At 33.4% G+C, this 14,876-nt stretch carries 13 protein-coding genes, 1 pseudogene and 1 other annotated feature; all 14 genes and pseudogenes read right to left on the bottom strand.

Going from position 1 to position 14,876, the window contains the following annotated elements; translation table 11 throughout:
- A partial coding sequence (locus tag HF850_RS14340) for a GTP-binding protein (protein WP_202530955.1) occupies positions 1 to 89 on the bottom strand: 89 nt, incomplete at its 3' end.
- A gap of 166 nt (positions 90 to 255) precedes the next feature.
- On the bottom strand, positions 256 to 2,322 hold the full coding sequence (gene fusA / locus HF850_RS14335; protein WP_169106108.1) for an elongation factor G: 2,067 nt from the start codon (positions 2,320 to 2,322) through the stop codon (positions 256 to 258).
- Between the two features lie 84 nt (positions 2,323 to 2,406).
- The gene (gene rpsG, locus HF850_RS14330; RefSeq protein WP_169106107.1) at positions 2,407 to 2,877 is read right to left on the bottom strand and encodes a 30S ribosomal protein S7; all 471 of its coding nucleotides are present in this window, start codon (positions 2,875 to 2,877) and stop codon (positions 2,407 to 2,409) included.
- 155 nt (positions 2,878 to 3,032) lie between these two features.
- Positions 3,033 to 3,407 (bottom strand): 30S ribosomal protein S12, encoded by a 375-nt coding sequence (rpsL, locus tag HF850_RS14325; protein WP_169106106.1) that lies wholly within the window; start codon positions 3,405 to 3,407, stop codon positions 3,033 to 3,035.
- A 246-nt stretch (positions 3,408 to 3,653) separates the two neighbouring features.
- Entirely contained in the window at positions 3,654 to 7,190 is a 3,537-nt protein-coding gene (rpoC, locus tag HF850_RS14320) for a DNA-directed RNA polymerase subunit beta' (RefSeq protein WP_169106105.1), read from the bottom strand.
- Positions 7,191 to 7,212: 22 nt separating this feature from the next.
- Positions 7,213 to 10,920, bottom strand: coding sequence for a DNA-directed RNA polymerase subunit beta (gene rpoB, locus HF850_RS14315; protein WP_169106104.1), 3,708 nt, complete (start codon positions 10,918 to 10,920; stop codon positions 7,213 to 7,215).
- 333 nt (positions 10,921 to 11,253) lie between these two features.
- Positions 11,254 to 11,619 carry a 50S ribosomal protein L7/L12 gene (gene rplL / locus HF850_RS14310; RefSeq protein WP_169106103.1) on the bottom strand — a complete coding sequence of 122 codons (366 nt, stop codon included), beginning with the start codon at positions 11,617 to 11,619 and terminating at the stop codon, positions 11,254 to 11,256.
- 41 nt (positions 11,620 to 11,660) lie between these two features.
- Positions 11,661 to 12,152, bottom strand: a complete 492-nt coding sequence (rplJ, locus tag HF850_RS14305; RefSeq protein WP_169106102.1) for a 50S ribosomal protein L10 — start codon at positions 12,150 to 12,152, stop codon at positions 11,661 to 11,663.
- Positions 12,153 to 12,178: 26 nt separating this feature from the next.
- Positions 12,179 to 12,309: a sequence feature (ribosomal protein L10 leader region), on the bottom strand.
- Positions 12,310 to 12,353: 44 nt separating this feature from the next.
- On the bottom strand, positions 12,354 to 13,043 hold the full coding sequence (gene rplA, locus HF850_RS14300) for a 50S ribosomal protein L1 (protein WP_169106101.1): 690 nt from the start codon (positions 13,041 to 13,043) through the stop codon (positions 12,354 to 12,356).
- A 75-nt stretch (positions 13,044 to 13,118) separates the two neighbouring features.
- Positions 13,119 to 13,544 carry a 50S ribosomal protein L11 gene (gene rplK / locus HF850_RS14295; RefSeq protein WP_169106100.1) on the bottom strand — a complete coding sequence of 142 codons (426 nt, stop codon included), beginning with the start codon at positions 13,542 to 13,544 and terminating at the stop codon, positions 13,119 to 13,121.
- Between the two features lie 75 nt (positions 13,545 to 13,619).
- Positions 13,620 to 14,141, bottom strand: coding sequence for a transcription termination/antitermination protein NusG (gene nusG, locus HF850_RS14290; RefSeq protein ID WP_169106099.1), 522 nt, complete (start codon positions 14,139 to 14,141; stop codon positions 13,620 to 13,622).
- 37 nt (positions 14,142 to 14,178) lie between these two features.
- Positions 14,179 to 14,409, bottom strand: a complete 231-nt coding sequence (gene secE / locus HF850_RS14285; protein WP_169106098.1) for a preprotein translocase subunit SecE — start codon at positions 14,407 to 14,409, stop codon at positions 14,179 to 14,181.
- 53 nt (positions 14,410 to 14,462) lie between these two features.
- Positions 14,463 to 14,612, bottom strand: coding sequence for a 50S ribosomal protein L33 (rpmG, locus tag HF850_RS14280; protein ID WP_015390327.1), 150 nt, complete (start codon positions 14,610 to 14,612; stop codon positions 14,463 to 14,465).
- A 190-nt stretch (positions 14,613 to 14,802) separates the two neighbouring features.
- Positions 14,803 to 14,876: pseudogene (locus HF850_RS14275) on the bottom strand (elongation factor Tu); the annotation flags it as partial.

Here is a 14,876-nt window from a genome sequence, read left to right as displayed (position 1 = left end):
GCTGTTAAAGTTGTCTTACCGTGGTCAACGTGACCGATTGTTCCAATGTTAACATGTGGCTTACTTCTTTCAAATTTCTCTTTTGCCATTGAAAATTCCTCCCTTATAACTTAAAGAATGTTTGCATAATTATTATAACTTATAGATATTAAGATATCTATATTCAACATTCATTTTTATTAATATATCTTATAAATAATGATGATATAGTGATATTTATTATAAATATCACTATTTCATTATATATAACTAAAATTATTTAGCTCTTTTACCAGCTATTTCTTCTTGAATGTTCTTAGGAACTTCTTCATAGTGGTCGAATACCATTGAGTAAACACCTCTACCTTGTGTTCTTGATCTTAATGCAGTTGCATAACCGAACATTTCTGATAATGGAACATATGCTCTGATAACTTGAGCTCCATTAACAGCTTCCATTCCTTCCATTCTACCTCTTCTTGAGTTAACGTCACCAATAACGTCTCCCATGTATTCTTCTGGAACTGTGATTTCAACTTTCATCATTGGTTCTAAAAGAACTGGGTTTGCCTTAGCCATAGCATTTTTGAATGCCATAGATCCAGCGATCTTGAATGCCATTTCAGATGAGTCAACTTCATGGTATGAACCGTGAACTAACTTAACTTTGAAGTTAATAACGTTATATCCAGCAATTATACCTGTTAATGCTGCTTCTTGGATACCTGCATCGATTGCTGGTATGTATTCCTTAGGAATAGCTCCTCCAACGATAGCATTTTCAAATGTATATTCACCTTCAGTTGGTTCCATTTCAATAACAGCATGACCGTATTGTCCTTTACCACCTGATTGTTTAGCATATTTAGCTTCTGCTTTAACAGCACTTCTGATTGTTTCTTTATAAGCAACTTGAGGAGCACCAACGTTACATTCAACTTTGAATTCTCTTTGAAGTCTATCAACGATGATATCTAAGTGAAGTTCTCCCATACCAGCGATAATAGTTTGACCTGTTTCTTCGTCAGTATAAGTTTTGAATGTTGGATCTTCTTCTGCTAATTTAGCTAATGCTAATCCCATCTTTTCTTGACCAGCTTTTGTCTTTGGCTCGATAGCTACAGATATAACTGGTTCTGGGAATTCCATTGATTCAAGGATTATTGGAGCGCTTTCAGCACATAAAGTATCACCAGTTGTAGTGTTCTTTAATCCAATGATTGCTCCTAATTCACCTGCTTCTAATGATTCAACTTCTTGTCTTGAGTTAGAGTGCATTTTAACAAGTCTTCCGATTCTTTCTTTCTTACCTTTAGTTGAGTTAAGAACATAAGAACCACTTTCCATTACACCTGAATAGATTCTTGTATAAGCTAACTTACCTACGAATGGGTCAGTAGCAATCTTGAATGCTAATGCAGCTAATGGTTCTTTATCATCAGCTTTTCTTTCAGCTTCTTCACCGTCTAAAGTTGTTCCTTTAACAGCTGGAATATCTAATGGAGATGGTAAGAAATCAACAACTCCGTCGATCATTTCTTGAACACCTTTATTTTTGTATGAAGATCCACAGATACATGGAACAATTTCATTAGCTATAGTAGCTTTTCTTAAAGCTGTCTTTAACTCTTCAACTGTTAATTCTTCACCTTCTAAATATTTTTCCATTAATGTTTCATCTGTTTCAGCTATAGATTCTATCATAGCTGCTCTGTATTCTTCAGCTTTATCTACTAAATCAGCTGGAATAGCTTCTTCTCTCATATCTTTTCCAAGATCATCATAGAATACGAATGCAACATTCTTTATAAGGTCAACCATACCTTTGAATGTATCTTCATTTCCTATTGGAATTTGTATTGGAACAGCATTAGCCTTTAATCTATCTTTAACTGTTTGAACACATCTGAAGAAGTCTGCACCTGTAGCATCCATCTTATTTACGTAGATCATTCTTGGAACTCCGTATTTATCCGCCTGTCTCCAAACTGTTTCTGTTTGTGGTTCAACCCCACTCTTAGCATCAAGAACTGTAACAGCTCCATCAAGTACTCTTAATGATCTTTCAACTTCAACTGTGAAGTCTACGTGCCCTGGAGTATCAATGATATTTAATTCATGACCTTTCCATTCACATGATGTTGCAGCAGAAGTAATTGTTATACCTCTTTCTTGTTCTTGAACCATCCAGTCCATAGTTGATTCTCCATCATGAGTTTCTCCTATTTTATGGTTTACTCCTGTATAGAATAATATACGTTCTGTAGTTGTAGTCTTACCAGCATCTATATGAGCCATAATTCCAAAATTACGGAACTTTTCTAAAGGATATTTTCTAGCCATTAATTTTCCTCCTCTCAATGAGTAAATATTGTTTAATTTGACAAAACTGTCTTAGCAAAAGCTAAAACAGTTTTTATGTGAATATTAGTATCTGTAGTGAGCGAATGCTTTATTAGCTTCTGCCATCTTATGAGTATCTTCTCTTTTCTTAACAGCTGCTCCTGTGTTGTTTGCTGCATCCATTAATTCTCCAGCAACTCTTTCACACATTAACTTTTCGCCTCTTTTTCTAGCTCCCATTAACATCCATCTTATTCCTAATGTCTGTCTTCTTTCTGGTCTAACTTCTATTGGAACTTGGTAAGTAGCACCACCTATTCTTCTAGCTTTAACTTCTAGTAATGGCATTACATTGTTCATAGCTTCTTCGAATACTTCTAAAGCTTCTTTTCCAGTTCTTTGTGCTATAATTTCGAAAGCATCATAGCATATTTTTTGGGCAACACCCTTCTTACCATCTTCCATTATGCTGTTTATAAACTTAGTTACTACTTTTGAATTATAAACTGGATCTGGTAATACGTCTCTTTTTGCAATATGTCCTTTTCTTGGCACTTTTCTTCCCTCCTTAACATTTTGAATTTAAGTTCATCGGTACTCGGTATCATTTCAAACACCGTAAAGCGCTACATCATCTTACATTTATATATAAACTTCATTTAAATCTATAATTTATGTTTGAAGATAAGCACTATTTAATAGTTAAGATCCTATTTCTTAGGTCTCTTAGCACCGTACTTTGATCTTCCTTGCATTCTGTTAGCTACTCCAGCGCAGTCTAATGCACCTCTAACGATATGGTATCTAACACCAGGAAGGTCCTTAACTCTTCCACCTCTTATAAGAACAACACTATGTTCTTGTAAGTTGTGACCTACTCCACCAATATATGCAGTTACTTCATATCCGTTTGTTAATCTAACTCTGGCAATTTTTCTTAACGCTGAGTTAGGCTTTTTAGGAGTCATAGTTTTAACTACTGTACATACTCCTCTTTTTTGTGGACATTCTTTAAGTGCTGGTGCAGTTGATTTAGCTACTGTTGTTTTTCTGCCTTTTCTTACTAATTGGCTAATAGTTGGCATTGTTTCACCTCCTGAAATTTATTTATCTATTTTTTAATTAAGATAAAAACTAGATTATATATAAATTAGTATATACTAACTTACATTCAATAAAAATAATCTTCATTTATTAAAACACATACAATTAAAACTATATGCATTATATAAATAATTGTGCTGACACAAATTTGCATAATTTGATAGTTCAAATCACACAAACTGTATTTTATCATTTAACCATACACATGTCAACACAATTAAACTCTATTATTCTACAGTTTTTATTTCTGTATCTTCTACTGGTTTATCTTCTGCTTCTACTTTTAATGATCTATATCTCATCATACCAGTACCAGCAGGTATTAATTTACCAATAATTACATTTTCCTTTAATCCAATTAATGGATCAACCTTACCTTTAATAGCTGCTTCAGTTAATACTCTAGTTGTTTCTTGGAATGAAGCTGCTGATAAGAAACTATCAGTTGCTAAAGCTGCTTTTGTTATACCAAGTAATGTTTCTTCACCTTTAGCTTCTTCACCACCAAATTCTCTAACTCTAGCATTTTCTTCTCTAAAGTCAAACATATCGATCATAGTTCCTGGTAATAAATCAGTATCTCCAGATTCTATTACTTTAATCTTTCTTGTCATTTGTCTAACAACTACTTCTAGATGCTTATCATTGATATCAACACCTTGTAATCTATAAACTTTTTGAACTTCTGAAAGTAAGTATCTTCTAGCTCCATCAATACCTTTGATGCTCATGATATCATGTGGATTAACAGAACCTTCTGTTATTTCATCTCCAGCTTCTATACTATCACCATCAGTAACTTTTAATCTAGAACCGAATGGAATGTCATAGCTCTTTTCTTCTCCATCAGAACTCATTACTACAACAGTTCTCTTCTTTTTAGTTTCTTCTATTTTAATTGTTCCATCAATTTCACTTACAATTGCAAGTCCCTTTGGCTTTCTAGCTTCAAATAATTCTTCAACTCTAGGTAAACCTTGAGTGATATCCGCACCAGTCGCAACACCACCAGTATGGAATGTTCTCATTGTAAGCTGAGTTCCAGGTTCTCCGATTGATTGTGCTGCTATAATACCAACAGCTTCTCCGATATCAATCTTCTTAGCAGTTGCCATATTCATACCATAACAGTGTGAACATACTCCAACCTTACAATCACATGTAAATACAGATCTAATTTTAACTTTCTTGATTCCAGCAGAAACAACTTTTTCAGCTAAATCAGTATCCATATAAGTATTATTTGGTACTATTACTTCGCCATTATCAGGATTAATAATGTCTTCTGCTGTATATCTACCAACTAATCTTTCTTTTAAATCTTCGATAACTTCGTTACCTTCTTTGATTTCACTTACATATAAACCTTCAGTTGTACCACAATCTTCTTCTCTTACGATAACGTCTTGAGATACATCTACTAGTCTTCTTGTTAAGTATCCTGAATCGGCAGTCTTTAATGCTGTATCGGCATTACCTTTTCTAGCTCCGTGAGTTGATGAGAAGTATTCTAGTACGTCTAGACCTTCTTTGAAGGATGCTTTGATAGGTAATTCGATAATTTTACCAGATGGACTCGCCATAAGTCCTCTCATACCAGCAAGTTGTTTGATCTGTGACTTAGAACCTCTGGCTCCTGAATCAGCCATCATGTAAATTGGATTAAACTTATCCATACTATCCATTAAGGCATCGGCAACATCTTCAGTTGTCTTAGTCCATTTTTCTATAACTCTTTCGTATCTTTCATCATCAGATATGAAACCTCTCTTATACATCTTTTCAATCTTTTCAACTGTTTCATCTGCTTCTTTAAGTAAATCATACTTGGCAGCTGGAACTACGATATCAGATGTAGCAACAGTTACAGCCCCTATTGATGAATAATGATATCCTAATGCTTTAATATTATCAAGCATTATAGAAGTTTTAACTGGACCATGTTTTGAATAACATTTATCTATAATTGTTCCTAAAGATTTTTTAGTAACTAAGAAGTTAACTTCTAAGTTAAACATTTCTTCTTCATTGTTTCTATCCATGAAACCTAAATCTTGAGGAACTGATTCATTAAATATAAGTTTTCCGGCAGTTGTATCTATAAGTTTGCTCTTAACAACTCCATCAACTTCTCTGAACATTCTCACTTTGATTTTTGCATTAACAGCTATAACTTTAGTTTCATATGCCATTATAGCTTCATCTTTATTTGAGAATATCATTCCTTCACCCTTGGCACCATCTTTATCTAAAGTTAGATAATAAGAACCAAGAACCATATCTTGTGTAGGTACACAAACTGGTTTACCATCAGATGGCTTTAATATGTTAGTTGCAGCTAGCATTAAGAATCTAGCTTCAGCTTGCGCTTCAACTGATAGTGGTAAATGGACAGCCATTTGGTCTCCATCGAAGTCGGCATTGTACGCTGTACATGCTAATGGATGTAATTTAATAGCTCTACCTTCTACAAGTACTGGTTGGAATGCTTGAATACCTAGTCTATGTAGTGTAGGAGCACGGTTTAGTAGTACTGGATGATCAGCAATTACTTCTTCAAGTACATCCCATACTTGAGGAGATACTCTTTCAACCATTCTCTTTGCACTCTTAATATTGTGTGCAATTCCATCTTGAACTAATTTTTTCATAACAAATGGTTTGAACAATTCAATAGCCATTTCTTTTGGAAGACCACATTGGTACATTTTTAATTCTGGTCCAACAACGATAACTGATCTACCTGAGTAGTCAACTCTCTTACCAAGTAAGTTTTGTCTGAATCTACCTTGCTTACCTTTTAACATATCTGATAAAGATTTTAAAGGTCTGTTTCCTGGTCCAGTTACTGGTCTACCTCTTCTACCATTATCGATAAGTGCATCTACTGCTTCTTGAAGCATTCTCTTTTCATTTCTAACAATGATGTCTGGAGCACCTAAGTCTAATAATTTCTTTAATCTGTTATTTCTGTTTATAACTCTTCTGTATAAATCATTTAAGTCAGATGTTGCGAATCTACCACCATCTAATTGAACCATTGGTCTTAAATCTGGTGGAATTACTGGAATCACATTGATAATCATCCATTCAGGTTTATTTCCTGACTTTCTGAATGATTCAACAACTTCTAATCTTCTTATAATTCTTACTTTCTTTTGACCTGTACTTTGTTTTAATTCTTCTTTAAGTTCTTTAGAAGCACTTTCTAAGTCTATTTCACTTAATAAACCTTGAATAGCTTCTGCACCCATACTTGCAACAAAGCTTTCATCACCATATTTATCTACAGCTTCTCTATATTCTTTTTCATTAAGTAGTTGTTTCTTTAATAATGGTGTTTCTTTTGGGTCTGTTACTATATAAGAAGCAAAATATAAAACTTTTTCTAAAGCTCTTGGTGACATATCAAGAATTAATCCCATTCTTGATGGAATTCCCTTGAAGTACCAAATGTGAGATACAGGGGCAGCTAATTCAATATGCCCCATTCTTTCTCTTCTTACTTTAGCTTTTGTAACTTCAACTCCACATCTATCACAAACTATACCTTTATATCTAACTCTCTTATATTTACCACAATGACATTCCCAGTCTTTCATAGGTCCAAATATTCTTTCACAGAATAGACCGTCTCTTTCTGGTTTTAATGTTCTGTAGTTAATTGTTTCAGGTTTTTTAACTTCTCCTCTTGACCACGCTCTTATTTGTTCTGGAGATGCTAAACCAATTTGTATTGCATCAAAATTATTTAATTCAAACAAGGGTTAAATCCTCCCTTCAAAATTAGTGTTCATCATTAAAATCATCTAGTTCTAATTCACCGTCAAAATCTTCTATAACTGCGTTTTCATCGTATTCTATATCGTCGATGTCAACTTCTCTATTTTCTTCATAACCATCATCAGAAACTTCTGGTTGAGGTACAACAGATTCTTCTGTTCCTTCTATGTTAACTTCTAAATCAGCCATATCACTGTCTGCAAATTCTTTTAATTCTACTTCTTCGTGATTTTCATTTAATACTTTGATATCTAAGCATAAAGCTTGAAGTTCTTTAATAAGTACCTTAAATGATTCTGGCACTCCTGGTTCTGGAATATTTTCGCCCTTAACAATAGCTTCATAAGTCTTAACTCTACCAACAACATCATCTGATTTAACAGTTAATATTTCTTGTAGTGTATGAGCTGCACCGTAAGCTTCAAGAGCCCAAACTTCCATTTCCCCGAATCTTTGACCACCAAATTGAGCTTTACCTCCTAATGGTTGTTGAGTAACTAGTGAATAAGGTCCTGTTGATCTAGCATGAATCTTATCATCAACTAAGTGGTGAAGTTTTAACATGTACATGATACCAACAGTTACTTCATTATCAAATGGTTCACCTGTTCTACCATCATATAGGATAGTTTTAGCATTAGCATTAAATCCTGCCTTAACTAAACATTCTGTAATTTCATCTTGTGTAGCACCATCAAATACTGGTGTTGCTATATGCCAACCTAAATTACTTGCTGCCCATCCTAAGTGAACTTCTAACACCTGACCGATATTCATACGCGAAGGAACCCCTAGTGGGTTTAAGCATATTTGTAATGGTCTACCATCTGGTAAGAATGGCATATCTTCTTCTGGTAATATTCTTGAAATAACCCCTTTGTTACCATGACGTCCAGCCATCTTATCACCAACAGAGATTTTTCTCTTTTGAGCGATATAACATCTAACTAACTCATTTACTCCTGGGTTTAATTCATCACCATTTTCTCTTGTAAATACTTTAATATCTACAATTATACCAGCTTCTCCATGAGGAACTCTTAAAGAAGTATCTCTTACTTCTCTAGCTTTTTCACCAAAGATAGCTCTTAATAATCTTTCTTCTGCAGTAAGTTCTGTTTCTCCCTTTGGAGTTACTTTACCTACTAATATATCTCCTGATCTAACTTCAGCACCTATTCTGATGATACCTCTATCATCAACATCTTTAAGTGCATCATCACTAACATTAGGAATATCTCTTGTTATTTCTTCTGGTCCTAATTTAGTATCTCTAGCTTCACATTCATATTCTTCAATATGTACTGATGTAAAGACATCCTCTCTAACTAATTCTTCAGAAATAAGCATCGCATCTTCGTAGTTATAACCTTCCCAAGTTATGAATCCCATTCTGATGTTCTTACCTAATGCAATTTCTCCTAAATCAGTTGATGGACCATCTGCAATTACTTGATTCTTAAATACAATTTCACCTTTATCAACTATAGGTCTTTGGTTTGCACAAGTACCTGCATTTGTTCTCTTGAACTTTAATAATCTATAAACATCTGTACCACCATCAGAATCTCTCTTGATACGTATTTCATTACCTGATACGTATGTTACAACTCCGGCATTCTTAGCTTTTGGTAAAACTCCTGAATCTACAGCTGCTTTGTATTCTATACCTGTTCCAACAACTGGAGCTTCTGTTTTTAATAATGGAACTGCTTGACGTTGCATGTTTGATCCCATCAGTGCTCTAGTGGCATCATCATTTTCAAGGAAAGGAATCATAGCTGTCGCTACTGATACCATTTGTCTAGCAGATACGTCTATTAAGTCAACTTCGTTAGCAGGAACTGTAATAAAGTCTTCTAGGTATCTAACCATTACTTTATCTTCTAAGAATTTTCCGTTTTCGTCCATTGGAGTCTTAGCTTGAGCAATTATATATTGATCTTCTTCATCAGCCGTGAAGTATCTAATTTCATCTGTTGCTCTTGCATTTTCTTTATCTACAATTCTATATGGAGTTTCAATAAATCCATATTCATTTACTTTAGCAAATGTAGCTAAAGAGTTAATTAATCCTATGTTTGGACCTTCAGGTGTTTCGATAGGACACATTCTACCATAGTGTGAGTGGTGAACGTCTCTAACTTCGAATCCAGCTCTTTCTCTTGAAAGACCTCCTGGTCCTAATGCAGATAATCTTCTCTTATGTGTTAATTCTGATAATGGATTAGTTTGATCCATGAATTGTGATAACTGTGAGCTACCAAAGAATTCTTTGATTGCAGCAGCTACTGGTCTTATGTTAATTAACATTTGTGGAGTGATTGATTCTTGGTCTTGAATAGTCATTCTTTCCTTAACTACTCTTTCCATTCTTGATAAACCAATTCTAAATTGATTTTGTAATAATTCTCCTACACATCTTAATCTTCTATTACCTAAGTGATCTATGTCATCAACGTAACCAATACCATATGCTAATCCTAATTCATAACTGATAGTTGCAAAAATATCATCTTTAATTATGTGCTTAGGAATTAACTTAGTAATGTTCTTTTTAATTTCTTCTTTTATTGTTTCTTCATCTGAGTAATTATCTAAGATTTCTCTTAATGTAGGATAGTGAACTAATTCTCTTATTCCTAAATCAGATACATCGAAAGAAACTTGCTTACTTAAATCAACAAAGTTATTACTTATTACTCTGATTGTTTTATCTTCAACTAATACATCAACAGCTTTTACACCACTATTTTGTATGTTTTCAGCCATTAATCTACTAATTTTTTGTCCTGCTTCAACCATAACTTCACCAGTTTGAGGATTAATTATGTCTTCAGCAGCTACTTGATTAGCTATTCTTAATGCTAATGCAAGTTTTTTATTGAACTTATATCTACCTACTCTTGATAAATCATATCTCTTTGCATCAAAGAATAATGTATCTATTAATGAAATAGCACTATCAACAGTTGGTGGTTCACCTGGTCTTAATCTCTTATATATTTCTAATAAAGCTTCTTCTCTAGTCTTAGTATTATCTTTTTCTATAGAAGCTCTAAATCTTTCTTCTTCACCAAAGAAATCTATTAATTCTTGATCACTACCAAATCCCATTGCTCTTGCTAAAATTGTGATTGGTAATTTTCTTGTTTTATCGATTCTTACATATATAATATCATTTGAATCTGTTTCATATTCTAACCATGCTCCTCTGTTAGGAATTACAGTTGAAGAATATAATTTTTTACCAGTCTTATCTATAGTACGGCTATAATATACACCTGGAGATCTTACTAACTGACTTACAATAACTCTTTCAGCACCATTTATTAAAAATGTACCTTGTTCAGTCATTAGAGGGAAATCTCCCATAAATACTTCTTGTTCTTTTATTTCACCAGTTTCGTTATTTTGTAATCTAACAGAAACTTTTAATGGTGCTGCATATGTTGCGTCTCTGTCCTTACATTCTTCGACAGAATACTTGATGTTTTCCATATCAAGTTTATAGTCTACGAATTCAAGCACTAGATTTCCTGTAAAGTTTGTTATTGGATTTATATCCTCAAAAACTTCATGCAGACCTTCTCTTAAAAACCATTCATATGAATCTAATTGAACTTCAATTAAATTCGGCATTTCAGTAACATCATCAACCTTACCAAAACTCATTCTTGTTCTTTTTCCAACTTGGACAGGATGTACCATGAATTTTCACCCCTTGTATAAAATAAACTAAAATAGCCAAAAGCATAATTTCCCTAAGGACTTTTGCTTTCGGACAGCGTCTTTATTGTAGTATAACCATTATCCACCAGATTATACCGTCTTCTTCCACCATGAATATATACTATTCCATAGTGAATAATACATTATATTATAATATCATATGCTTTTTTTATTGTCAATGAATATTTTGTTGAAATTTTATCCAATTATAAAGCTATATAAAATACCTATTATATAAACAAGCATTTTATATAGCTTTATAAAAAGAGTTTAAAAAAGGTGCTTATAAAAGCACCTTTTTTAATAAGTTGACTACTTAACTTCTACAGTAGCTCCAACTTCAGCTAATTTAGCTTTCATATCTTCAGCTTCTTCTTTAGAAACGCCTTCTTTTAATGTCTTAGGAGCTCCATCAACTATTTCTTTAGCTTCTTTTAATCCTAATCCTGTTAATTCTCTTACAGCTTTGATAACTTTGATCTTGTTGTCACCAGCATTAGCTAATACAACGTCGAATTCAGTTTTTTCTTCAGCAGCAGCTCCACCAGCTACAGCTCCACCAGCTACAACAGCAGCAGCAGCACTTACTCCAAATTCTTCTTCACAAGCCTTTACTAATTCGTTTAAATCTAAAACGCTCATTTCTTTTATTGCTTGAATTATATCTTCTCTTGTCATTTTAATAGCACCTCCGAAATTTTTTCCTTAATTATTTTTTATTATTCTGCTTTACTTTCAGCAATTGCATTAATTACACGTGCAAAACTTGCAATTGGTGACTTGATACTTCCAAGAAGTTTTGCGATAAGAACTTCTTTTGATGGAATTGTAGCAAGTTGTTTGATTTTTGCTTCGTCGTAAATTTCTCCTTCTACGATACCAGCTTTTAATTCTAACTTCTTATGATCTTTAGCGAAGTCATTAAGAACTCTTGCAGCAACTGTAACATCTTCATATCCGAATGCCATAGATACTGGTCCTTCTAAATATTCTACTATTCCTTCTAAACCTAATTCTTTAGCAGCTATAGTAACTAAAGTATTTTTGTATACTTTGTATTCTACTCCAGCTTCTCTTAAGTTCTTTCTAAGAAGAGTATCTTCTTCAACTGTTAACCCTTGATACTTGTTGATAACAACTGAATTAGCTTTTTGTAATTTTTCCTTAATTTCAGCAACTTTAGCTTCTTTAAGTGTTCTATTGTTATTCATTACTACGTCCACCTCCTCATAGTTTTTGCTTTATCAAAAAAGATCTTCCCGTAGACATGGAAGATCTATAATACACTCTATATTATACAACCTCGGCAGGTAGTTTAAAACGTTACGCTTACGCACCTACTGTCTACGGAAAAAATATTTTCTTTTTAACAACATCAAAAATTATATCACAATAATTTTATAATGTCAATACTAATCTAAAGCTTTTGTAGGGTTGATTTTAGCTCCTGGTCCCATAGTGCTTGAAACAGATACTGATTTTAAGTATTGTCCTTTAGCAGCAGCTGGTTTAGCTTTAACTAAAGCTTCCATTAATGCTGTAAAGTTTTCTTTTAATTTTTCAGCACCGAAAGATTTCTTTCCGATTGGGCAGTGAACGATAGCAGTTTTATCTACTCTGTATTCAACTTTACCAGCTTTGATTTCTTCGATTGCCTTAGCAACGTCGAATGTTACTGTTCCTGATTTTGGGTTTGGCATTAATCCCTTAGGTCCTAATACTCTACCAATTCTACCTACAACACCCATCATGTCTGGAGTTGCAACTACTACGTCATAATCGAACCAGTTTTCGCTTTGGATCTTTTGAACTAATTCTTCAGCTCCTACGAAATCTGCTCCTGCAGCTTTAGCTTCGTCAGCTTTAGCCCCTTTAGCAAACACAAGAACTTTTACTTGTTTACCAGTTCCGTTTGGTAAAACAACAGCTCCTCTTACTTGTTGGTCAGCATGTCTTGGATCTACTCCAAGTCTTACATGTAATTCTATAGTTTCATCAAAGTTAGCCTTTGCAGTCTTTAATGTAAGTTCTAATGCTTCATTTGGATTATATAATGCACTCTTATCGATAAGCTTTGCACTTTCAATATATTTTTTTCCCATAATTTGCCTCCTCTGTGGTAATAACGGTTTTGACCTCCCACTAATTTTTACGATTTGAACTACTTCTCGATTTTATTATTCTTCGATTGTAACTCCCATACTTCTAGCTGTTCCTGCGATCATTCTCATTGCTGATTCGATGTTTGCAGCATTTAAATCTGGCATCTTAGTTTCAGCAATCTTTCTAAGTTGATCTTGAGTTAACTTACCAACTTTTGTTTTATTAGGTACTCCTGATCCGCTTTCTAATCCTAATTCTTTCTTAATTAGAACTGCAGCTGGAGGAGTCTTTAATATAAAGCTAAATGATCTATCTTGGTAAACTGTTATAACTACTGGTATTATTAATCCAGCTTGATTAGCAGTCTTAGCATTAAACTCCTTACAGAATCCCATTATATTTACACCGTGTTGACCTAAAGCTGGACCTACAGGTGGTGCTGGTGTTGCCTTACCTGCTTGAAGTTGAAGTTTAATCATTCCAGTTACTTTCTTAGCCATTTTGTTATTCCTCCTATTACTGTGGTATATACGAACTTTTTGTTCTCCCACTTAATTAAAATCAGTCTATATTAATTAAACTAATTTTTCAACTTGATTAAAATCTAGTTCAGCAAGAGTTTCTCTGCCAAACATATCTACTAAAGCCTTTACCTTATGCTTTTCAAGAACTATTTCTTGGATTGTTGCCACTGAGTCTCTTAGTGGTCCTGAAATAATCTTAATGCTTTCTCCTACTTCTAAGTCAATATCAATAGGCATTTCTAATACTCCCATTGATTCAACTTCTTCTTCAGATAATGGTACAGGTTTTGATCCTGGTCCTACGAATCCAGTTACACCTCTTGTATTTCTTACAACGTACCAAGATTCATCACTCATTAACATTTTAACAAGTACATATCCAGGAAATTTCTTTTTTAATGAGACTTTTTGTTTTCCATCTTTTTCTTCAATCACTTCTTCCATAGGTACTTGAATATCTTGGATTAGTGATTCAAGATTTCTATTTTCAATCGCTTTTTCTAAGTTAGCTTTAACTTTGTTTTCGTATCCAGAGTATGTATGAACTACATACCATCTTGCTCTATCACTCATACTTGCTAGGTGATTAGGAAACCACCAAACCTCCCTTTTATTTCAATTTTAAAATTATTTCGAAGAGGTTCCTGAAAATAAAATCGAACCCACCTACTAATAAAGTATATAGCAGTGTGAATATAATGACTGCAGCAAATGCTTTTTTTGTCTCATCTTTAGAAGGCCAAGTTATTCTCTTAACTTCCGCCTTAACATCTCTAAAAAAGCCAAATAAACCATTGTGCTTACCAGCTTTTTCAGTTTTTGCATTATTATGTGCTGACATATCTTCACTTCCTTAAATTTAATAACTAATATGTCATCGCTTTTTCGGCTAAACTATTTAGTTTCTCTATGAAGAGTGTGCTTTTTACAGAATTTACAATACTTTTTCATTTCTAATCTATCTGGATCATTTTTCTTGTTTTTCATTGAATCATAATTTCTTTGTTTACACTCTGTGCATGCTAAAGTTATCTTTGTTCTCATGACTGCACCTCCAGTTTTTTCATATATATATTAAACAAAAGAAATATTTTTTCTCTTGTTCACTTCTAAGTGTTTTGTTCTAAAATGTCACTTTTAAACAATATCATAGAATATGTAAATTGTCAATCTTCCTTTAAATAGGACTAAGTAACATTTACTTAGTCCTACTTTATTTAAAATTGATTATTTACTATTCGATTATCTTAGTAACAACTCCTGAACCTACAGTTCTTCCACCTTCTCTGATAGCGAATCTTAATCCTT

The organism is Clostridium sp. SM-530-WT-3G (assembly GCF_012843905.1).
Taxonomy (GTDB): Bacteria; Bacillota; Clostridia; order Clostridiales; family Clostridiaceae; genus Clostridium.
The sequence above is the reverse complement of the archived record's forward strand: the minus strand, read 5'-3'. Positions and strand labels throughout refer to the sequence as shown.